We start from the raw sequence: 21917 nt of genomic DNA, 5'->3' as shown, positions 1-21917 counted from the left end.
TGGCATGTTTGTCGTTGAGAGAGTCGCGCGCGGCCACCGCTATCTTTACCTCGTGGAAAGTGTCCGCGACGGCAAAACCGTTCGCCAGCGCACGATAAAGGCGCTGGGCCGCAAGGATGCGCTGGTTGCCAGCGGCGAACTTGACAGATTGGCGGCCTCGATTGCGCGCCATGGCGAGCGCAGCCTCATCCTGTCCGACATTGACGCGGGGCGAATTGCCTCTCGCCGCATCGGCGGTCCGCTGTTGTTCGGGCGGCTGTGGGAGCGGCTCGGGATCGGCGATGTGCTGGAAGAGGTGCTGGAAGGGCGCCAGTTCGGCTTTGCGGTGGAACGGGCGGTGTTCATTGGCACGTTGCATCGGCTGTTCGTCTCGGGCTCGGACCGCGACTGCGCGAACTGGATGGCCGATTATGGTATCGAGGGCGCCGAGGGTCTGGCGCTCCATCACTTTTACCGGGCCATGGCGTGGCTGGGCGAGGAACTCGGCGAAAAGGCGCAAGGCGCGCTGGTGGCGCGCTGCGTGAAAGACGCGATCGAGGAAAAGCTCTTCGCGCGCCGGCAGGACCTGTTCACCGACCTCAGCCTTGTGTTCATGGATACCACCTCGTTGTCCTTCTACGGCGCGGGCGGCGAGACGCTGGGCAAGCGCGGGCATTCCAAGGACTTCCGCCCCGATCTGGCGCAAATGATCCTGGCGCTGGTCGTTGATGCCGAGGGCCGGCCGATCTGCACCGAGATGGTGCCCGGCAACACCGCTGACGTGACCGTCCTGTTGCCGGTGGTCGATCGGCTGCGAACGCGCTTCGGCGTCACACGCGCCTGCGTTGTCGCCGATCGCGGCATGATCAGCGCCGATACCATCGCCGCGCTCGAAAAGCTGGGCATGGAATACATTCTGGGGGCCCGCGAACGCTCGAGCAGCGTGATCCACAACGTCGTGCTCAATGACGCGGCACCGATGGTTCCGCTCGTTCTCGAGCGCCAGCGCGGTGAAACTCAGTTGTGGGTCAAAGAGGTCAAGGTCGGTAAAGACCGCTACATTGTCAGCCGCAATGACGCCGAGGCCGAGAAGGACAAGGCCGACCGCCAGGCGATCATCGCCGGCCTCGAGGCGCAGCTCAAGAAGGGCGACAAGGCACTGGTCGGCAACTCGGCCTACCGGCGTTACCTCAAGGCCAGCGGCAAGAACTTCAAGATCGATGTCGGCAAGCTTGCCGAGGAAGCCCGGTACGACGGCATCACCGTGGTGCGGACCAACGCGAAGGTGACCCCGCTCCAGGCCGTGCTGCGGTATCGCGATTTGCTCGAGGTCGAGAGCCTGTTCCGCGCCGCCAAGGCAACCTTCAATACCCGGCCGATCTTCCACCAATCCGATGCCGCCATCCGCGGGCATGTGTTCTGCTCGTTCCTGGGGCTCGTACTCAGCAAGGAACTGTACCGCCTCTGCCGGGCCAAAGGCCTGACGCCCGAATGGCAGCCGCTTCTACGCGATCTCGACCGCCTCCAGGAAGCCACCATCGAAAAGGATGGTCGCATCGTCACCACCAGAACCCACGTTACGGGCCAAGTGGGCAACGTCTTCAAGGCATCTGGCATCGCTCTGCCACACAACCTCGACGAACACTCGCCTGAGATCATCCCCAAAATGTAGTGGTAACACGCGCCGGCGCGCGCCTAACGTGCTGATATAATAACATATTCTTACAGGCGGTGTTTAAGTGGGGTCACGGAGGCAATGCGATCGGAGTTGCGCCCGTTCGCCATCGACCTGAAAATCGTCGAGCCTGGGTTTGTTCGGGAAACCAACATCGTGAACGTTACAATGGCAAACGCCAAGGCGGCGCCCGTGCCGGAAGCCTATAAGGACTATTCCAATTCGACAGTGCAAGCGTTCATGGGCCACGTGCAACTTTCCTCCAGGCGATTCATCATCGAAGTCGACGGCGACCAACACCGGCTCGATCCTGACGCGCTGTTGCTCGTTGGAACTGCCGATTTCCTCCTGCGCCAGCCACGCAACGATGTCCTGATCGACTCGGTGTCGGTTCACGACGCCGACGAAGGCGGCCGGTTCGATTGCCACAATGCCGGCCTTGTGGAGGCGGTAACGCAATCGATCCCGAAACACCTCTCGGCCGAGTCTTGCGAGGATCGCGACGCGTTCGTCTCGGCGGCGATAAAGATCGACAGTATCTATCTGACCGCCCGCCTGGATATTACCGTACGAATGCTGGCGCGGTCGACAGATACCGACCTCGCGGCATGGGCGCGCCAGGTGCTGGCCGGTAGGGTCGGTCCAGCCTTCCTGCGGCCATGCGGACGACCATTAGTCGCGGCAAAGGCGGCGTAACAGATGACCGAGACGCGGATGGCGCCGATACAGACATGCAACTTAGATAGTTATTGATGTAGCTGTTTCATTTATTGTGTACCGGCAGGCCCGAAAAGGTATATCCGCTCCTGCTCGCGGAATTCAACATCATTATTGTTGAACGTCATCCACAACCGGAAGAAGACCGAACGAAATTAGATTTGCATCTTCGCCGTTATTTTCCATTATGGATTGGATCCAACGACGCTTAGCGCCCGCAACATGCGGACTTCCGTAACGGGTAAGTCGATCAATGGTAACATCTGCTATTTGCTTGAGGCGTTCCTTCTCAGTTTTCCATTTAATCGCGTCAAGCTCCGCCAACCCGTCATACCGCACCCGCTTGCCGGTTTTCTCGTCCAACTCTGCGGGGCCAGTTGGTCCATTGGAGAATACTCGCATATCGTAAGCTAGGGCGGCAGATTGCGGGCTTAAACCCGAGACGTCATCAACTTCGAACGCTCTTTTAAGCAAGGGTAACGCAGCACCATCCCAATACCTCGCCTTGGCTTGCGCCAATTGTTGACGACGCATGGCGGGCTCATCCCCGAGAGCTGTCAAGAAGGCTTTGGTATCAGGCTTTACAACTTTGACGATGTTCTTCCCATGCTTCACCGGGCTCAATCCCCAATCACCGAAACATGCCCTGGCAGCACTGGAGGCGATGCAACTCTCCAACGTTTCTGCGCGCTCCTGTGTAAGGAGCTTAGATGTCAAGGAATCCCAATCTGATGAATTGCTGTCCTTGAAACCTCTTAATAGCTTCTGAACTTCACCGTTAGAAGATGTAAAGCCGATTAGACCCCAAGTAACACCATCATCAGTAATCGTTCCGGCGGAGCCTTCCGATGCGGTGAACCAAGTACCTTCGAACCCGCAAGCACTCGTCAATTGAATAGCACGCTCGATCACGTCAGGAAATTTCAGCCCGAGTTTCGCGTACTCAGCCTGACCGGCCAGACCCGTCACCTTCATACTATTCTGTTGCTGCAGCAATTTTATTGCTTCAGTCGTGCGCGGGCCATAGAACCCGACCTTGACAGACCCGCATGATGATTTCTCCAGCGGAGATAAATTCAATTTGTTCTGCAATTCCTCAATCAACATCCCTTTTGCAGCGAGATAGTTGCTTGATGCTGGTCCAAATGCATAATAGTCATCAGCGCGAGCCGAGCCAGCCGCCCAGAAAAACCCAACAGATATTGCAATTTTGAGTAGATTTATCATTGTCGCTCTCCTGTCGTGATGGATCGCCATTGTGCCGTTAACGAGCGCCGGAGACCCCCGTATCGTCGCCTCGATCGGCATGCCGTCGATATGCCTATTGACGCCGTCCGTACCGACGTCAGCGGTGCGGTGGCCGTCGGTTTGTTCCCAAAATTCGCAGCCCTGGATAGTGTCAATCTTGCGCATGATTCCGCTCCTCAAGGATTTGGTGGCACGACGTGGCCATCGGCCTTAAACTGGAATACAAAATAAGGTGGGATGCATACGCCGCGGCGGTCGGTGCGCTTCAGCCACTTGTCGTCAGGTATGTCCTCGCCGAAGAACTTCAGATTGAAAATTTTCAAACGGTCGCTCCCCACGGGATACGACATCTGCTCATTTTTGCGCGCTTCGGCGCGACGATCGAAGAGGATTTTTGCGTTCGCGGGCGTGTAACCCATAGGACTCATGCAGATGTAGTCGTCGCGACAAGGATCGGCTGGATCACAACCTCGAACACCAGAATAGCTTGTGTAAACGCGGAAGCAGCTTTCAGCGGTCCGCTTCGCTCCTGCAACCTCCCCAAGACATGCGGTAAACCCGCTTGACGCCAAAAGCCCGCATGTCGCCTCCCCCGGAAGATCCTTGCATTGTCCCAAGCGCAGGGATCCCCCCGGGAACCCTCCGGTTTTCTGCTCGAGAATGCGGCGCGCGTGCTGCTCGAGTGTCTCGGCACCAATGGGATCGAGGGCATCGTCGCCGGGATAATATTCTTGATGCGACGCAATGTAGGTATTGGTAGCAAGGCGCGGCAGCGCGGCGACGGAAATCCTTGTGTCATCTCGATCGGAGTTCAGCGGCATTTCTCGCACATACTTGTCGCTTCCGTATGAGGTTGTCGTCACCTTACCGAATTGCATGGCCTCGCCGATCCGAGGGGGATTTCGAGGTCCTAGGCACATGCCGATCCCGCGCTGATTCGCCGACGCGAACACGGTCTGACAACTCAGATCGCCCTCACATCCCCAGTCTCGACGATCGTCTGCCTTTTTCGTGATCAAGCATGCTCCGCCCCAACCGGCGACGAGTTGTATCTTCGCAGCGCTGGTCGGCCGCAGCGCTCGGTAACTGTTTTGCGGGCGAACCGCATAACTCGTAGCGAGAAGCCGTCGTGGCAATTGGACTTCTTGGTCGGCGGGCAAGGCGGCAAGGGCCTCGACTATCTCCACGCGTCGAGGTTGATCTCCGAAGAAGTGAGCCGAGCCCGGCAGGAAAATGGCATTCACGGTCGCCGTTCCCGGGCGGTCGGAGCCGGGGAAGTGAAAGCCAGCAATCGCGCGACTCTGATGGCATCCAGAGCAGGATGCCTCGTTGAGACGCGTACGGAATTCTTCGGGATTTCCGACGAAATTTAAACTGTTGGGATAAAGCGCGCTATATTTGGTCAAGGCCGTCTTGATGTCGGCATCGCTCAGGATCGGGTTCTTAGGGTCATTCCAGAATGGTTGATTGGCTGATCGGCTCGCTCCCCCCGGCGAAATCGAAACCGCTCGGCAGGCGAGAAATTCTATTGGAATATTGACTAGTCCCAGGTCTACGTCAGCGAAGCCGTTCTTTGCATTCCTCACCTTTTTGGGATCGTCCATTGAGAGCAGATAATTGGCAAGCGCTTTGCGCGAGATCGCGTTGCCCTTGCGATCCGGGCACGTGTTCTCATCTCCTTGGGAATTTCCAAGCAAACGCGCGCGATCTATTTGGTTGGTGAGATAGCTCACGCCCCAATGTCCCTTGGCGCTCCCGGACGCATCCTTCCACCGAAACACACGGATAATGTAGGTCGCGCGCGTACCGAAGTCGCTCTCATCGTCGCTCGCGCTGACTCGGGAACCCTGCATATTGAGCTCAATGCGATCGACGTCCGAAGGAAGCAAGGTCGACACAAGCAACTTCGCCTGATTTAGCTGGTCGTTCGGTTTTGCCCCCGCCTTAAGCGCACGTACATAATCGCGCCATCGGGCGGCAACGGTTCGACAACCCGGCGAACCTGACCAGGGCTCGGCTGGGAACACGACATTAAGCGTCACAGGTAGACGCGACTGATAGCTGCGGTCGTTGGCCGGCCCGTTATCCAGTGAACCCTTGTAGGCGAAACGATAGATTGCACTGATCTCTCCGCACGCCAGAGCTTTTCCACGCTCGGGAACCTTGTCCCGATTGAATTGCCGATCCATACGGTTCACGACGCCGACAAGTTCGATTTTGGCTCCTGCAAAACTCAGGAACTTTGTTGACAGGTGGTCAGCCGTCTGCGCCTCAAGGTCCTTCTTGACGAATCTCCGGACTTCCTCGAAGACCGAAATGGAGAATGGATTATTCGCGAAATCCACTGGACTCATGGTGGAGCGATCGTCGCGATAGACCAGACACTGAAAATTAAGCGGACCGGCGTGTTCGCAAGACTTACCGTCGCCTGGCCTGTCGAGTGCCATAAGCGTGGCGGGATCGGATATATACGGCCCGACGAGTGGCTCGGGTATTTCAGCGGTCCAAATTTCCGGTGAGACCGCCGCATCGCCGTCCGCCTGCGCGGCGCCAGCGAACAACCCCATGGCCACCGCCGCGATCATTCCCCAATGTCGCATGCTTCCCCCAGCAATATCAAGGTTGCCCGCCTGACGTTTAATAGCCGCCGCACGTAGATGCTCGGCAAAGTAGAGTCAAGATAATTGCGTGATGTGATACAATTTTCGACCAACGTATGAAAATGCATTCAAGGCGAAGGAGGCACATAAACTGTTGAAATATATTAAAATTGTACTGGTAGGGAGAGATCGTGAGCGGCGGCGGTCACGGCCCCATAGATGTCCTAATCTCGCTACAAATTGCAAACTGTTGTAGGGAATCTCAGTAGGTTCAGCATTCGGAACCGGTTCACACTAACCTGCTGCCGGTTTAGTGGACACCGAGATAAGGTGGAAGATCCGGCTGTTCGCCTTGCCCTCGTCTTGATCTTGGCCGCGTCGTCGGTACCCTGTTCGTGACGCGGCCGACCATGCGAACTGATTACGTAGAAGAAGCCATCAGCGTAGGCCACACCCTCCGCGTCGAGCTCAAGTGGCTTGTTGGCGAAGCTGTTGTCAATAAGCCGGACGAAATCGCCGGCAATCATCCTCCCGTCCTCCAAAATCACGATTTGGACGCCTTGTGTCTCGTCGTCAGCGACCAGACAAATGCGCGGAAAGCCGGACGTTGTCTCGCAGGCGATACCGCTGACATCCGCGGATCGCTTGCTCTGCGATCCGTCGAGATTCGTCGGTTTGCCAACCAGCCCGCCGCTGATCTCCCAGGGCTGCGGATCGGTGGCCTGCCCTAATGCCGGTCCGCCAAAGGCGATCCCCGCCGTCAGGCGATTGGCAGAAATTAGACGTTTGCGACAAAATGTGCCGGGCTATCTTGATCTCGTTTTTGAGGCCTTGCAAAAGGCATCTGGCCGGGAGGATGTTCAACAAGCCGGCCTTACAGCGCAGTATGTGGCGCTATACCTCCCTAAGCCTGACAGTTTCGACATATCGCTGGCGATCACCGTGGAGCTGGAGAAGACAGGCAGGAGGTCGAATCCGATGTTGTATGTCAGGAAAGCCTCGGCTCTGGGACAAAAGTATTCATACTCACAGCTTCGAACACCGAGCGATGTGGCTGCGAGCGAGGTTGTGAGAAAAGAAGCCCTCGCGGCTGTGGAACAGGTTGTGGATCTTACCCCCGACGCTGACAGCCCACCCGGAAAACTACTTAAGCAATTGTTTGACCCGGGCCGTGAGAAATCGCGAGCGACTGAGAATGATCTGGAAATATTCCGAATTGAGGAAGAGCGGACCAAGAGCACGGAATTTTCGGACCTCATTTACCGAGAGTAAAGTTCATGGGTTCGCGGCTACGGCGGGAATGCAAATGTTCTTGCTGTGGGGCATCTATCCTACGGTGCTCGCGGTGATATCCGCTCGTGAATATCCTCAACCCGAAACTGTCTGTCCGCCTCCGGCCCAATCTCGGCCGTTGGCGGCAAAACGGTAAGGCAAATCACCGCGGCCCTCGCAAAATATGAAAACTAGGGGGCATAGCTAGCTTTGGCCCTGCCCTTCCCTCGCCAGGAACGACAACGATGCCGCGTTCTCGGCCGCCCTTCCTACCAAAGTCTACTGATGTGATCGACAAGAGCCTTTTTGATAAATCTGCGCTATTCTCCTGTCGCGCACGGACGACCGCGTGGCGAAGAGCAGGGTCCGAGGTGAGAGCCCTGCCGCGCAGCTTCTATCGTCGCACCTCGTTTGCGGCATCCGTGCGCGCCTTTCTCGGGCCTCGCGGGTTCCAACCGGCGACGAAGCGTGCATAGGCGCCCTCGGCCTGCTCCACCCAGCGGCGCTCTTCTTCCCGGTGGCTCTTGATGTTGTAGGCGTGCGCGGACCCCTTTTGGCCGCGCACGGCCTTGCTCCCGGCCTTGAGTTCCACATCGCGCAGCTTCTTGGCATGCAGGGAGGGTCGAGCCCACGCGTAACTCTCGCCCTTCATCAACAGATGCCAGATCACGACAGAGAGTTTGCGTGCGGTTGCCACGGCCGCGACATGCTGTCCGCGCCGGGCTCGCACGCGCAGGAAGAAGGCTCGCAACGGTCCGGGAGCACGAGCGGCCGCCCAGGCCGCCTCGACGAGCATGCCGCGCGCATGACCACGGCCCTGCTTGGTGATCCGCCCATGGTAGGCCGGACCTGGCCCGGACTGTCGCACGCTTGGGTTAAACCCGAGATAGCTCACGAGCTTCTGCGGATCGTCGAAGCGCGATACGTCGCCGATCGCCGCCTTCATCGCCAGCGCGACGGTCATGTCGACGCCGGGAATGGTCATCAGCCGCTTCACGCCTTCATCCGCGAGAGCCGAGCGGGCAAGATCGCGTTCGATGACCTGGAGGTCTTCGCCCAATCGGTCGAACTCGCGCAGATACCGATCGATCGCGAGGCGCTCGTCCTGCGGTACGACCTGCTCGCTCAACCATGACCGGCCCTTAGTGCCGCACAGGTCGGCATGCGGGCAGGACGGGATCAGGTGGCTATGAAGGATCGACTGGATCACGTTCTTCAATCGAGATCTCTGCCGGACGATCTGATTGCGCCGTGTCACCTGTCGACGCAGAGCCTGCGTCGGCTCATCCGGAATCCAGACTTCCGGCAGGAAGCCGCTGGCATAGAGCTGCGCCAGAACGCTGGCATCGATCGTGTCCGTCTTGATCTTGGCATAGGCGATGATGCGCACCTGCTTGGGGTTTGCGATCACCACTTTCTTCACATGCGGCGCGACAACCGCGGCGGCCGAGGACGCGTTGCCCGTCGCCTCGATCACCACGACATCATCCAACGACAGCTTTGCGGCGAAGGCATCCAGCAGATCGCGCCGCATGTCGACACGACCCAGCCGCCTGAGCCTGCCGTCCTCCCAAGCTACCGCCTCGGCGAAGGCGCGATGGATATCCAGTCCGATGATGCGCATGCCCGTTCCTCCTTCTTGGCTCGGTCAAAGACGGGAGCTGGCGGGCAACACGACATCTACTGATCCGCGCTCGCAGCGCATCCGGGAAAGTCGCGAGGGGCGGCCATGTAACGAGCTCGGGCTCTCAGCCCACGGTCTATTGACGGCCTGCCTGCACCTTCGTGCTCCCGGGGCCCCACGTCCCGGATGGGCTCACCATAAGGCCGTTCCAAAACAAGAACAGCAGGACGAAAAGGCACCACAGATCACATACCGGATAATGGCAAGGCCGAGCGCTTCATCCAAAAGGCGCTGCGCGAATGGGCCTATGCCATCGCCTATCCGACTTCAGATCACCGCGCCGCCCAACTGCCTGTCTGGCTGCACAGATACAATTGGCATCGCCCACACGGCAGCCTAAAGTCCAAACCACCCATCAGTCGCCTCGATCTAACCCTGGACAACCTGTTGAGGCTCCACATCTAGTCTTATCTGAGTCAGAAAGTCGCGACTGAGGTGGGATTCGCCGGAAGTTGGGTTGTGATAGGCTGCTGATTCACGGGATTGGTTAGCGCCATGGTCAGCGAGAACGGCAGCGAAGCGACGGCATTTGATGGGTATGTTGAGGCACTGATCGAAGTCATCGGCCACGCCGATCGGGCGGATCCGCTTCGGGATTATTGTACGGGTCTGATGATGCCGGTGGCGCGCAAAAGCGTCGAACCGTTGGCGGCGATAACGGCGCCGGCGCGCGTTTCAGCCAAGCACCAGTCACTTTTGCATTTCGTGGGACAAGCGCCCTGGTTGGATGAAGCGCTGATGGCGCGGGTTCGTGATTGGGCTTTACCGCGCATGATTGAGCGCGGCGGTGCGATCACCGCATGGATTGTCGATGACACAGGCTTTCCAAAGAAGGGCAAGCATTCGGTCGGCGTTGCGCGTCAATATTGCGGTCAGCTTGGCAAGCAGGACAATTGCCAGGTCGCCGTCAGTCTTTCGATTGCGAACGAAGGCGGCAGCTTGCCGGTCGCCTGGCAGCTTTATCTACCAGAAATCTGGGCGCACGATCTGGAACGTCGAAAGAAGGCGAAAATCCCGGACGACATAATCTTCCAAACCAAGCCACAGATCGCGCTTGAGCAAATCCATGCCGCGCTAGCGACGAAGACACCAGTAGGCGTGATCCTTGCCGATGCCGGTTACGGCGCAGATGGCGGGTGGAGAACCGTCATGGGCTGGCGGTCGATGGCGGCATTACCCAGGCCACGGGCACAGGCGAGCGTGATGCCGCGCTCGCCATGTTGGACCGCAGACCGTCGCGGCGGCGCATCACGCTGGGCGCCGACAAGGCCTATGATGTGCGCCAGTTCGTCAAGGACCTGCGCGAGCGCAAGGTCACGCCGCACATTGCCATCGACGGCCATCTGAGCAAAACCGGCAAGCCTCGCGTGACGGCAATCGATGACCGCACGAAGCGCCATCCTGGCTATGATGTCAGCCAGCGCTGCCGCAAGCGGATCGAGGAAGTGTTCGGTTGGATCAAGGCCTCGGCCGGCATGGCCAAGGTCAAGCTGCGAGGGTGCGCCCGTGTGGGCGCGGCCTTCACCTTGAACCTGGCGGCTTACAATCTGATCCGCTTGCCCAAGCTGCTGGCGGTGCCGGCATGAGCCTCATCGGCCGCTGGCGGATCATCGCGATGCCCGACTATGTCGAGGACTATCGCGACATGATGGAGCCCGCCTACATTGAGTTCGCGGCCGATGGCTCCGGCGAATTCGCCTTCGGCTGCGTCATCGGGCAAATCTTCGAAGCGGGCGACAGCAACAATGTCGCTTTCTCCTGGCAAGGCAATGACGAAATGGATGACGCCCAAGGCAATGGCTGGGCCGAAATCCAACCAGACGGCTCTATCAACGGACAAATCTGCTTCCATGGCGGTGACGAAGCAGACTTCGCCGCCCGCAAGTGGACTTCTTCAACAACCTGCTAGACTAGACCGGGCGCCGCGCCCAAGGGAGACGAGGATGAGACTAATGCAGGCGAGCGAAACTCCGGCCTTGTAGATGAAATCATCAAGGCCGGATGCGACATTTGTGCCGTAGGTCACCACAGCAACATGCTCCGAGACATCGAGGAGATGGTCGACGCGGAGTCTGAGCTGAAGCACACGGCGATCGCGATTTTCTGAAGCTGGAGATCGTTGCCTATTTGCGTTCACTTGGCCGGTTTCTGGATGTATCCGCGACACAGTGGATAGAGAATGGCAAACCGAATTAGTTAATAGTATCAATGACTAGTCAGTTCCATAATTTATATTATGCCACTTTTGCGTGTACGAGCAAAGTTAAAATGTCCCACTTCTGCAAAGTAGGAATGTCGCTTCCGCTTTGCTGAATGCCATTCTCCCCGGCACCGATAGCGAGGGAGACTGTAGGTGGGATTGGTGTTGATGAGCGAACGCGAGCTGCAACGCATAGAGGTTCTATCGAAGATCATCGAGCGAAGGATGACAACGGTCACGGCAGCACATGTGCTCGGCTTGACCAGGCGTCAGGTCCAGAGGCTCTTGAAGACTTTCCAAATCGACGGTGCCTCCGCGCTGCGACACAAGGCGCGCGGCCGACGCTCGAACCGTCAGATTGTCGACGGCGTTCGGGACTTCACTCTATCGCTCATCCGCGAACACTATCTGGACTTCGGCCCGACGCTTGCGGCTGAGAAGCTGGCTGAGGATCATGGTGTCACCGTATCGCGTGAGACGCTGCGCAAATGGATGGCTGAGGCCGGAATCTGGCTGTCGCGCAAGCAGCGCCGGACATTCCATCAGCCGCGCTTGCGCCGCGAAGCCTATGGCGAGTTGGTGCAGATCGACGGCAGCGAGCATCGATGGTTCGAGGAGCGGGGCGGTCCATGCACCCTGCTCGTCTTCATCGATGACGCGACCGGCAAGCTTCAGCAACTGCGCTTCGTGAAGTCGGAGAGCACGTTCAGTTACTTCGAGGCCTTGGATCTTTATCTGAAGGCGCACGGCTGCCCAGTGGCGTTCTATTCCGACAAGCACACGGTATTTCGGGTGGCGAAGGCCGAGGCTCGTGCCGGCCGCGGCATGACGCAATTCGGCCGAGCCTTGTCCGAGCTCAACATCGAGATCCTGTGCGCCAATTCGAGCCAGGCCAAGGGCCGGGTAGAACGTGTCAATCGCACGCTGCAGGACCGGCTTGTGAAGGAACTGCGTCTTGCTGGCATCTCAGATATCGAAGAAGCCAACGCTTTTCTGCCGGCATTCACGACCAGCTTCAACGACAAGTTTGCGAAGATCCCCACCCGGCCGGACAATCTGCATCGTGTCTTGAACATGCCGGCCGATCGACTCCGCGACCTGCTCTGCAAACGCGAGCAGCGCTATGTCGGCCAGCAATTGTCTTTCTCCTACGAACGCAAGCAGATCATGCTGGAGAAGAACGATATCTCATGCGGCCTGGTCGGCAGATATGTCGATATTTACGAGTTCGCCGACGGTCGCCTGGATGTTCGGTGGAAGGCATGCTCCCTGCCCTACACTGTCTTCGACAAAGAGCAGCGCGTCACCCACGCCGCGGTCACCGAGAACAAGCGGCTTGGCGAGGTTCTATCCTGGATCAAGAGCCAGCAAGATGAGGCTCGGCCCGCGCCGAAGATTAAGACGAACAGCGAACAGACTGGCTATCAGAAGCGCGACAGGAAGCCGGGGCGTAGGAAGGATTTCATGAATGATCCTGCTGTCATCGCGCGTCGACAACAAGCGCTGGCAAGGCTGGATGCTGCCGAGTGAAGTCAGCTCTCAAAGCTAAAGCCGAGGAGCCCTATTGGAACGCCCCCGATCGGGCTGCGCAACCCTGACCAGCCGACGCCCGATCGGGTGCTCACGTCGGCGCCAAGAAGCGCCCTGGTGCTTATCGATGCCAGGCGAGAACTGGCCTTCAGGAACGCCTGCCGGTCAGTCATCGATTGTGCCCTACACCTCTATGCCGCCGAAACTGACCCCCAATACCTCACCCGATTGAAAGAGGACGACGAGCACAGCAGGCGTTCTCGCGCCAAACGGCATCTGGCTGTCAATGAAGGCCGACTACCCAAGGACCAGGCCAGTGTCCTCAATGGGTTCATCAAGCGAATGCACGGCCCCAAGCAGCGCTTGCAAGTTTCCGACATCGACTCGCCCGTGCCAAGACTCAGTCACGTCTACCGAGAAATATCGGCCGATGCATTGCATGTAAGCTGGACGTCGCTGCACCGTCACGTTTTTAAGGATAAGGACGGCCACGTCCACTTGACGCTGGAGCCCAAGGTGGAGAGGGACGAGCTTGAGGAGGCGGCGTCCAGCCTTGCGCTTTCATTGCTTTTCGCAATGCGCTCGCTCTTGATCATCTTGCCAGAGATCTCAGTAACGCATAATCTCCAAGGCATGTTCATGAAGTACAAGAACACATACAAACGGGGATTGCGAATGTTGCATAATATAAATTATGGAACTTGACGAATCCTATTTGAAATCAATTGCTTGTCGATGTACCGATAATATCCATTATGTTAAATCGGGGCCTATAGGCCGGCAGTGCTGCTTCCGCTCAGCTTTAGACGAACTGACCTCATCAGGTGCGATGTCAACCGCTTACCAGTGTGCCAGGACCACTCTCAGCCGATTTCTCAAATCGGGCACGATGGGCTCATATCGGTCAAAAACACCGGAAAAATGATCCGCTCATTTCAGCACAGATATCGAAATGGCGACCAAGGTATGGTCTATGATCGTATAGTTGTGGTGTTCAAAGGCTGGACGGGAGAGATCGGCAACTGCCGACGCCGACGGAGCAACCCCCCAAGGAAACTCTCAGGCAAAAGTGACCGCACTGCCGAACGATCTGGAGAGAGACGCTTCGAGCGTCCACCGAAGGGGAAAGCCGGCAAGTCCGGTTAAGCTCTCAGGTACCCGAGACAGATTTGGGGATTCGCCGCGGGCCAGTCTCGCACCCCATTGTACTGTTCGGAGTTCAGAATGCCCAAAATCATTGTAATTGGCGCCGGAATTGCCGGTGTGTCGACGGCCTATGCTTTGTTGGAGCAAGGCTACGACGTGACTGTGGTTGAGCGGCGCCGCTATGCCGCGATGGAAACGTCGTTCGCCAACGGCGGCCAGCTGTCCGCGAGCAATGCCGAAGTCTGGAATCACTGGTCGACCGTCCTCAAGGGCATCAAGTGGATGCTTCGGCGGGATGCACCGCTCCTCATGAACCCTACCCCGTCGTGGCACAAGTACAGCTGGCTGCTGGAATTCGTGTCCCATATTTCGCGATATCGCGAGAACACGATTGAAACGACCCGCCTGGCTATCGCGGCTCGCAAACACCTCTTCGAGATCGCCGACCGTGAAGGGATCGACTTTGATCACGTCCGTCGCGGGATCCTGCATGTTTATTGGGATAAAGCCGGCTTCGATCACGCGTCAAAGGTGAATGAGATGCTGAACGAGGGCGGCCTCGATCGGCGATCGGTGACGCCCAGCGAATTTGCCGGGATTGAACCTGCCTTGCATGGCAATTTTTATGGAGGGTTTTACACCCCGTCGGATTCGACCGGCGACATCCACAAATATTGCGCGGGTTTGGAGAAGGCCTGCACAAAGCGCGGCGCCCAATTCATCTATGACGCTGCGGTGATCCGGATTGAACACCGGGATCGCTTTAGCCTGGTTTGCACAACTGATGGCGCCGATCTGACGCTAGAAGCCGATGGCATTGTAGTGTGTGCGGGAACAAATAGCCGCGATATCGCTGCGATGCTCGGGGATCGCATCAATATTTATCCGGTGAAAGGCTATTCAATTACGGTGGAGTTGGAGGGGTCTGCGGCAGATTCCTCGGCGCCTTGGGTAAGCATTCTGGACGACCGCGCAAAAATCGTGACCAGCCGCCTCGGCGCAGCCCGCCTGCGCGTGGCAGGTACTACAGAGTTCAACGGCGTCAATTTCGACATCCGTGAAGATCGCATCAGACCTTTGGTCGACTGGACGCGGATGATGTTCCCGAAAGTGGTAACTGAACACGTTGTGCCGTGGGCAGGGCTGCGACCCATGATGCCGAACATGATGCCCCGGGTCGGCAAAGGCCGGGTTCCAGGTGTCTTCTATAATACGGGACACGGGCATCTAGGGTGGACGCTTTCTGCTGCAACATCGGCCATGCTGGCCACGGTTGTGGCTGCCGATCTACCGGTCGATGCTCGTATGGCGGCATAGAAGACGCCCAGTTAACAAGCTCAAGGGAAAATCCAATATGACCAAGCTGACATTGGAAGTTGCCAATTCCATCATTAGTCGGGCGTGCTCTACAGCAAGCGGGAAGGGTCTTAAGCCCTTGAGCGTTGCGGTCCTGGATGCTGGCGGCCACTTGGTCGCGTTTCAGAAGCAGGACGGGGCTTCAATGCTCCGCTTTGAAATTGCATTCGGCAAGGCTTACGGAGCTTTGGCCGTCGGTTTCGGTTCGCGCTGGCTCGACAAAGCATCAGCCGACCGACCTCACTTTGTAGCCGGCCTGACCGCTATATCAGGCGGAAAGATTGTTCCCGTCCCCGGGGGCGTCCTGGTGCGAGACGAGGCCGGTCGGTTGCTTGGTGCGGTAGGGATTACCGGAGATACATCTGACAACGATGAAGCAGTGGCCGTGGAAGCAATCGAGATAGGCGGTTTGAATGCTCAAGCGGCCTGATTCGGGCAACCAACGAAAGGCCTTGTGCCCGTCGGGCAAGTGACGAAGATCTCGCGGACGATCAGGCACATTTGAAATAGCGTCTGCGCCGCCGGCGCGATTTTGGCATCTTTCGTGCACTGAGCGCCTTTAGGATGGTGGGCAGATGCAGCCGCCAAGGTCGAGAACGTTTGGATAGACAGGGTTGTCGAATGGATCAGCAAGCCTCCTACGGATTTGCGCCGTCTGAGTTCGAAGAGCGTGTCGCCAGGGCTCAGCAGTTGATGGGTCAACATCGCCTGGATGGCTTGTTGCTCACTTCGATGGACAATATCCGGTACTTCATCGGTGTCGATTCCACGTTCTGGGAGAGCTACACCCGACCCTGGTTCGTGCTAGTGCCTGCTACCGGGGCGCCCCTTGCAATCATTCCAGAGATCGGAAGGGCTATCATCGAGAAGACATGGATCAAGGAAATCAGATCCTGGCCGTCGCCTAGGCCCGAGGATGAAGGCACATCTCTCGTTGTCGCTGCGATGTCCGACCTGCCCCGGCGACACGGACGGGTCGGGGCCGAGCTTGGTTTCGAATTGCGACTGGGAATGCCGGTAACGCAATTGAATGCGATCATCGGTGATCTGAAAGGCGTCGAGATTGTCGATGGCGCAAGCCTCATTTGGCAGCTCCGCATGATCAAGAGCGCGGCCGAGGTCAGTAAGATCAAAAAGGCTGTCGACATCGCGGGTGCCGTATACGCCCAAGTGCCCGATTTCGTTAAAATCGGCGATACGGAACGTACGATCCTTCGGGAATTCCGCGGTCGCCTCAATATGGGCGGCGCCGGCGCTATCCCGTTCCTGATTTGCAGATCCGACGTCGGCGGGCCTTTCGAGATTACGGGCGGGCCAAGGGACCGGCCAATCGCTGATGGTGACCTGCTCTTCATCGACACGGGTACGACCTTCGACGGGTATTTCTGCGATTACGATCGCAACTACCAGGTTGGCAGGGCTACAGATGCCCTACGGTATGCTCAAGAGAAGGTTTGGGAAGCGCACGAGATTGGCCTTCAAGCGGCGACAGCAGGCGTTACCGCCGGATTTGTCTTTGAACAGATGGCCAAAGCACTCTCTTCGGGTGGGGCGGACCTCAATAGCAACGGACGCATGGGACATGGGCTTGGGTTGCGGCTGACCGAACCGCCGTCAATTCGACTGGAGGACAAGACGATGCTGCAGCCGGGCATGGTGCTCTGCATTGAGCCTGCCTTGGAGTACGAGCCCGGTAAAATCGTCCTCCACGAGGAAACGGTCGTGGTCACTGAAGGAAAGGCCCAGCTGCTCACAGTTCGGGCGCCGAAGCAGCTAGCTCAGATAGGCTGATGGGGTTCAAGGCTCTCGCCCGAACCTCCGATTTGCGGCGAGATTTAGAGGCGGGTCATATAACCGAAAGTTCCCTTGCTACCTCCGCAAGCGCCGCAACGGCGCGGTCGATGTCGGCGCTGGAGTGGGCGGCCGACATCTGCGTGCGGATGCGCGCCTGGCCTTTCGGCACCACCGGGAACGAAAAGCCGATGACATAGATGCCGCGCTTCAGCATGCGCGCCGCCACCTCCTGCGCCAGCGTCGCCTCGCCCAGCATCACCGGGATGATCGGGTGGTCGGCGCCGGCCAACGTGAAGCCGAGCTTGCCCATCTCGGATCGGAACCGCGCGGCATTGGCATAGAGGCGTTCGCGCAGCGCATCGCCGTGGCGGATCATGTCAAACACTTTTATCGAGGCGCCGGCGATCGCCGGCATCAGCGTGTTGGAGAACAGATAGGGCCGTGAGCGCTGGCGCAGCCAATCGACGACTTGGCTTTTGCCCGATGTATAGCCTCCGGAGGCGCCGCCCAGCGCCTTGCCGAGCGTGCCGGTGATGATGTCCACCCTGCCCTCGACGCCGCAATGCTCGGCCGAGCCACGGCCGTTCTTGCCGACGAAGCCGACGGCATGGCTGTCGTCGACCATGACCATGGCGTCGTATTTCTCGGCGAGGTCACAGACGCCTTTCAGATTGGCGATGATGCCGTCCATCGAGAACACGCCGTCCGTCGCGATCAGCCGGAAGCGGCAATCCTTCGCTTCCTTCAGCCGCGACTCCAATTCGGCCATGTCGTTGTTGGCGTAGCGAAAACGCTTTGCCTTCGACAGCCGGACGCCATCGATGATCGAGGCGTGGTTCAGCGCGTCGGAAATGATGGCGTCCTCCTCGCCGAGCAGCGTCTCGAACAGACCGCCATTGGCGTCGAAGCAGGAGCCGTAGAGGATGGTGTCGTCCATGCCGAGGAAGGACGAAATCGTCGCTTCCAGCTGCTTGTGCTCTTCCTGCGTGCCGCAGATGAAGCGCACCGAGGCCATGCCGTAGCCATAGCGGTCGAGCGCCTGCTTGGCCGCCTCGCGCAATTCGGCGCTGTCGGCGAGGCCGAGATAGTTGTTGGCACAGAAATTCAGCACCTTCTCGCCGCCGACCTCGATCTCGGCCGATTGCATCGAGGTGATTACCCGTTCGGATTTGTAGAGGCCGGCCGATTTCAGGCCGGCGAGTTCGTTCGAGAGATGAGAAATGAAATCGTCGGTCATCGGCAGACTCGCGGCAGCACAGCCCTCCCCGCACTGGGGAGGACCTGTCGGCAAATAAATTGCGGTACTACGCGTAATCTACCGCGGTCGACCATGCCGGATCAGCATGCTTCTCCCAGTACAGGTCTGTCAGCTGGCGAGTCAGAGCGCCAACCTTGCCGTCGCCTATGACGGTCTCGTCAATCTTGGACACCGGCATGATCCCGCCCGCGGTAGACGTAATGAAAACCTCATCGGAGCCCTTCAGCTCGTCGCGATCAATGTCGCCGGCGCTGACAGAGAGGCCCAATTCGCCGCATAGATCAAATACGGTCTGGCGGGTAATGCCGGCAAGGACGCCATAGGCCGGTGTCTTCAAGCGGCCCTCTTTGACGCTGAAAACGTTGAAGCCAGGCCCCTCGGCAATGTTGTCGTTTATGTCGACGATCAATGCAGTTTCGGCACCGTAGTCGTACGCATCGAACAGGCCCTTCACCAGATCGAGCCAGTGATAATTCTTGATGGTCGGATCGATCGACTTGGGGGGGATCCGGACGGTGTTGCTAATGGCGACATGCAGGCCGCGCTCCAGCTGCTCCTTGTTGGCAACCGACCCGAACGGCACCGCGAATGCGATGAACCTGTTTTCCGACTGGCGCGGGTCACGGCTAAAGTTCGGCGAGCCGCCTCGCGTGCAAATCATTTCGACATAGGCTGACTTGTGCCCGGACAGCGCCACGCAGGTGGACAGGATTTTCTCGATCTCACTGCGGGTGTAGGCCAGTTTCATGCGCAGCTTTTCCATCCCGCGGAAGAACCGGTCCATGTGCAGGTCCAGCCTGAAGAACCTCCCATCCCACACGTGAACGGTATCGTAGGTGGCATCTGAATGCAGAAAGCCCCAGTCCAGAACGGACACCTTGGCTTCGGACATTGGAAGGTACTGACCATCCATGAAGGCCACGCCGTGGGGATATTGCCGTTGATCCCGGTGCCGTTGCTCAATGGCCGGGAGAGTCGTTGCAGGTTCGGCTGCAGCAAGTGTCATTCCTGAGTCCTCCAAATCTTGCAACCGGGCACTCCGCACAACCGGTTACGATTTACCGCTGCGGAACCGCCCAGCGGCTGCACATCTCAGCAATTCAAATGTTGGCGCGCCTCAGATCGCCAGCACGCAGCGCATGCCAGATGTCGTCAGCGCGATCGATTACCGCTTGAGCGGGGCCAATAAGCCCTTTTGTGGCCGGCCGCCGGTCGCCCGGTGTTCGGAATAAATCGCAGACTTCGATGCTGTGATTGTGATCAAAGTGGTGCCCCGGCCGAAATGCCCGCTTCAAAAACGGGATGGGAGTGGCGGAAACGTTCAGCCTAACAGGCTGTTGAAAAAGGGCTCGCGACAGTCTCGGGTTCGTGATTCACTCTGACCACGAAGAGGTGGGAGTGAATCGTGCGGGGCGGTGACGGACAGACGGGCGAACTGTTCAGCTATGTGGACCTCGAGGCTCGGGTGCGGCGCGATCATCCGTTGCGCCGTATTCGGGCGATTGTGAATGAGGCGCTTTCGGCGTTGGAGCGGGAGTTTGCGGCGCTGTACTCGCCGATTGGGCGGCCGTCGATCCCACCGGAGAAGCTGCTGCGTGCGATGCTGCTGCAGGCGTTCTACTCGATCCGCTCGGAGCGGCTGTTGATGGAGCGGCTGGAATACGACCTTCTGTTCCGCTGGTTCGTCGGGATTGGCGTCGACGATGCGGCCTGGGATCATTCGGTGTTCTCCAAGAACCGTGACCGGCTGCTGGAGGGCGACATCGCTGCAAAGTTCCTGGCGGCGGTGCTGGCGCAACCCAAGGTGAAGAAGCTTCTGTCGACGGATCACTTCTCGGTCGACGGCACACTGATCGAGGCGTGGGCATCGATGAAGAGCGTCAAACCGAAGGACGGCCCAAGCGGTGGTCATGGCGAGCCGCCGGCTGAAGGGGGCGGGCGAAACGCGGAAGCGGACTTCCATGGCCACAAGCGATCCAACGACACACATGCCTCGACCACCGATCCGGATGCCCGGCTCTATCGCAAAGGGCGGGGCAAGGAGGCGAAGCTCTGCTTCATGGGGCATGGGCTGATGGAGAACCGCCATGGCCTTCTGGTCGACGCCTGCCTGACGTTTGCCGACGGGCATGCTGAGCGGGTGGCCGCACTGCACATGATCGAACCGCGAGCGGAGCGGCCACAGGCGATCACACTCGGTGCCGACAAGGCCTATGACGCGCAAGACTTCATCAATGAGCTGCGTTCGATGAAGGTGACGCCGCATGTGGCGCAGAACACCAGCGGCCGGAGTTCGGCGATCGACGGGCGCACGACGCGGCATGGCGGCTATGCTGTCAGTCAGCGTATTCGCAAGCGCATTGAAGAGGCGTTCGGGTGGATCAAGACGGTCGCCGGACAGGCGAAGACGAAGTTGCGTGGCCGCGACCGCGTCGGATGGGCCTTCACCTTCAACGCCGCCGCCTACAATCTCGTGCGGTTGCCGAAGCTGCTGGCGGTGCCGACATGACCGCGCCCGCGGGCTGTCAACTGATCGGCCGCTGGCGGATCATCGAAGCTGACCTGTGGGATCGCGGCTATCTCGACCTCGGCGGACCCGCCACGGTCACCATTGGGGCCGACAACCACGGTGAGATCGCCTTTGGCGCCCTGCTAGCCGGCCTCGATCTCGGGTACGGGCCGTCAATGGTCTTCTTCACATGGGCCGGCTTCGATGAGATGGACGAAGTTACCGGCGACGGCTCCGCAGAATTGCTCGACGACGGCTCGATCGACATCACCTTCGCCTATCAGAACGGCGACGAGGCTATCCTCAAGGCCAAACGTGATCCTTCTTCAACAGCCTGCTAAAAGGGGCTACACCAGCGACCGGGGCTCGAACTTCACGCGGTCCAGCGCAATCATGCTCTTGAATTTGCGGACATTGGGGTTCGTGTAAAGTTTGGTCTTTACAAAAACGTCAAAGGCCTCAACGTCCTCTACTGCTACAATAAGAACGAAGTCTGCATCACCTGTCACCATATAGCATTGAGTGACTTCTTTCGCCGCCCGCATTGCTCGCTTGAAGTCGTCGACAAGGTCTAAACGCTCGCGATCGAGCTCCACCGTTACGACCACGGTCAGCGACTTCCCAAGTGCTTTGGGGTCAACCAGGGAGATATCAGCGGTGATAACGCCGTCGGCGCGTAACTTGTTGACGCGCCGCATGCATGAGGCAGCAGATGAGCCCACGAGATCCGCAAGTTCGGCAAACGACAACCTGTTGTTCTTTTGAAGAGCGCCTAGTATGCGCCGGTCAAGGTCATCAATCATCTCAGTACCCTAGAGGCGAAACCACGATTATGCAAAGCGATCCGAAACGCTCGTTGCAAGATCGGAAGCTCAATGAAACGCTACCCCATTCAAAACGTGCCATTATTGCAAACGTCGGGGATATGCGAGCGTTTCTTTTCACTGCA

At 58.5% G+C, this 21917-nt stretch carries 19 protein-coding genes, 3 pseudogenes and 1 riboswitch; of the genes and pseudogenes, 15 read left to right on the top strand and 7 right to left on the bottom strand.

Translation table 11 applies throughout. The features are described 5' to 3' along the window. Positions 1-4 precede the first annotated feature (4 nt). Both DBIPINDM_RS01755 and DBIPINDM_RS01750 read left to right on the top strand, forming a co-directional pair. Entirely contained in the window at positions 5-1651 is a 1647-nt protein-coding gene (locus DBIPINDM_RS01755; RefSeq protein WP_258581149.1) for an IS1634 family transposase, read from the top strand. A 96-nt stretch (positions 1652-1747) separates the two neighbouring features. Continuing rightward, positions 1748-2350 carry a hypothetical protein gene (locus tag DBIPINDM_RS01750; RefSeq protein WP_258581148.1) on the top strand — a complete coding sequence of 201 codons (603 nt, stop codon included), beginning with the start codon at positions 1748-1750 and terminating at the stop codon, positions 2348-2350. Between the two features lie 132 nt (positions 2351-2482). Here the strand turns inward: DBIPINDM_RS01750 and DBIPINDM_RS01745 are convergent, their stop codons facing one another. The 3 genes from DBIPINDM_RS01745 to DBIPINDM_RS43545 form a co-directional block, all read right to left on the bottom strand. Then, positions 2483-3784, bottom strand: a complete 1302-nt coding sequence (locus DBIPINDM_RS01745; protein WP_258581147.1) for a peptidoglycan-binding protein — start codon at positions 3782-3784, stop codon at positions 2483-2485. Positions 3785-3795: 11 nt separating this feature from the next. Next, positions 3796-6204 carry a hypothetical protein gene (locus DBIPINDM_RS01740; RefSeq protein ID WP_258581146.1) on the bottom strand — a complete coding sequence of 803 codons (2409 nt, stop codon included), beginning with the start codon at positions 6202-6204 and terminating at the stop codon, positions 3796-3798. 248 nt (positions 6205-6452) lie between these two features. After that, positions 6453-6746 carry a DUF3616 domain-containing protein gene (locus tag DBIPINDM_RS43545; protein WP_416361694.1) on the bottom strand — a complete coding sequence of 98 codons (294 nt, stop codon included), beginning with the start codon at positions 6744-6746 and terminating at the stop codon, positions 6453-6455. On the opposite strand from DBIPINDM_RS43545, the gene DBIPINDM_RS01735 reads away from it, so the two are divergent. Together DBIPINDM_RS01735 and DBIPINDM_RS01730 are read left to right on the top strand one after the other, a co-directional pair. Next, entirely contained in the window at positions 6630-6950 is a 321-nt protein-coding gene (locus DBIPINDM_RS01735) for a hypothetical protein (protein ID WP_258581145.1), read from the top strand. The two genes, DBIPINDM_RS43545 and DBIPINDM_RS01735, sit on opposite strands and share 117 nt — an antisense overlap. Before the next feature lie 67 nt (positions 6951-7017). Further along, positions 7018-7491 (top strand): hypothetical protein, encoded by a 474-nt coding sequence (locus DBIPINDM_RS01730; protein ID WP_258581144.1) that lies wholly within the window; start codon positions 7018-7020, stop codon positions 7489-7491. A gap of 394 nt (positions 7492-7885) precedes the next feature. Here DBIPINDM_RS01730 and DBIPINDM_RS01725 read toward each other — a convergent pair whose 3' ends face one another. Then, the gene (locus DBIPINDM_RS01725) at positions 7886-9115 is read right to left on the bottom strand and encodes an IS110 family transposase (protein ID WP_258581143.1); all 1230 of its coding nucleotides are present in this window, start codon (positions 9113-9115) and stop codon (positions 7886-7888) included. Between the two features lie 258 nt (positions 9116-9373). Here DBIPINDM_RS01725 and DBIPINDM_RS01720 point away from each other — a divergent pair. The 9 genes and pseudogenes from DBIPINDM_RS01720 to DBIPINDM_RS01675 all read left to right on the top strand — a co-directional run. Continuing rightward, positions 9374-9580 (top strand): annotated as a pseudogene (locus DBIPINDM_RS01720) (integrase core domain-containing protein); the annotation flags it as partial. 90 nt (positions 9581-9670) lie between these two features. Continuing rightward, positions 9671-10384 (top strand): annotated as a pseudogene (locus DBIPINDM_RS01715) (IS701 family transposase); the annotation flags it as partial. Beyond that, positions 10312-10761 (top strand): annotated as a pseudogene (locus DBIPINDM_RS01710) (transposase); the annotation flags it as partial. The pseudogenes DBIPINDM_RS01715 and DBIPINDM_RS01710, both read left to right, overlap by 73 nt. Further along, positions 10758-11084: a hypothetical protein gene (locus tag DBIPINDM_RS01705; RefSeq protein WP_258581142.1), complete on the top strand. Its 327-nt coding sequence runs from the start codon at positions 10758-10760 to the stop codon at positions 11082-11084. The pseudogene DBIPINDM_RS01710 and the gene DBIPINDM_RS01705, both read left to right, overlap by 4 nt. Before the next feature lie 444 nt (positions 11085-11528). Continuing rightward, positions 11529-12905, top strand: a complete 1377-nt coding sequence (locus DBIPINDM_RS01695; RefSeq protein ID WP_258581141.1) for an ISNCY family transposase — start codon at positions 11529-11531, stop codon at positions 12903-12905. Positions 12906-13022: 117 nt separating this feature from the next. Beyond that, a complete protein-coding gene (locus DBIPINDM_RS01690; RefSeq protein WP_258581140.1) occupies positions 13023-13610 on the top strand; it encodes a hypothetical protein in 588 nt (195 codons plus the stop codon). A 291-nt stretch (positions 13611-13901) separates the two neighbouring features. Continuing rightward, positions 13902-13991, top strand: a riboswitch (glycine riboswitch). Positions 13992-14129: 138 nt separating this feature from the next. After that, a complete protein-coding gene (locus tag DBIPINDM_RS01685) occupies positions 14130-15368 on the top strand; it encodes a D-amino acid dehydrogenase (RefSeq protein WP_258581139.1) in 1239 nt (412 codons plus the stop codon). Between the two features lie 37 nt (positions 15369-15405). Further along, a complete protein-coding gene (locus DBIPINDM_RS01680) occupies positions 15406-15837 on the top strand; it encodes a GlcG/HbpS family heme-binding protein (protein ID WP_258581138.1) in 432 nt (143 codons plus the stop codon). A gap of 191 nt (positions 15838-16028) precedes the next feature. Further along, on the top strand, positions 16029-17198 hold the full coding sequence (locus DBIPINDM_RS01675; protein ID WP_258581137.1) for a M24 family metallopeptidase: 1170 nt from the start codon (positions 16029-16031) through the stop codon (positions 17196-17198). 55 nt (positions 17199-17253) lie between these two features. Here DBIPINDM_RS01675 and DBIPINDM_RS01670 read toward each other — a convergent pair whose 3' ends face one another. Beyond that, positions 17254-18438, bottom strand: a complete 1185-nt coding sequence (locus DBIPINDM_RS01670) for a glycine C-acetyltransferase (protein WP_258581136.1) — start codon at positions 18436-18438, stop codon at positions 17254-17256. 67 nt (positions 18439-18505) lie between these two features. Next, positions 18506-19465, bottom strand: a complete 960-nt coding sequence (locus DBIPINDM_RS01665; protein WP_258581135.1) for an aminotransferase class IV — start codon at positions 19463-19465, stop codon at positions 18506-18508. Between the two features lie 399 nt (positions 19466-19864). Between DBIPINDM_RS01665 and DBIPINDM_RS01660 the strand changes: the two genes are divergently transcribed. Further along, positions 19865-20968, top strand: coding sequence for an IS5 family transposase (locus DBIPINDM_RS01660; RefSeq protein WP_258580758.1), 1104 nt, complete (start codon positions 19865-19867; stop codon positions 20966-20968). Further along, the gene (locus DBIPINDM_RS01655; protein WP_258580592.1) at positions 20965-21309 is read left to right on the top strand and encodes a hypothetical protein; all 345 of its coding nucleotides are present in this window, start codon (positions 20965-20967) and stop codon (positions 21307-21309) included. The genes DBIPINDM_RS01660 and DBIPINDM_RS01655 overlap by 4 nt, the downstream gene beginning before the upstream one ends. Positions 21310-21315: 6 nt before the next feature. On the opposite strand, the gene DBIPINDM_RS01650 is transcribed toward DBIPINDM_RS01655, so the two are convergent. After that, complete coding sequence (locus DBIPINDM_RS01650) at positions 21316-21771, bottom strand: Lrp/AsnC family transcriptional regulator (protein ID WP_258581134.1); 456 nt, start codon at positions 21769-21771, stop codon at positions 21316-21318. Positions 21772-21917 lie beyond the last annotated feature (146 nt).

This window comes from Mesorhizobium sp. AR02, from assembly GCF_024746835.1.
Classification (GTDB): Bacteria; Pseudomonadota; Alphaproteobacteria; order Rhizobiales; family Rhizobiaceae; genus Mesorhizobium.
This window is presented reverse-complemented; position numbering and strand designations above follow the sequence as displayed.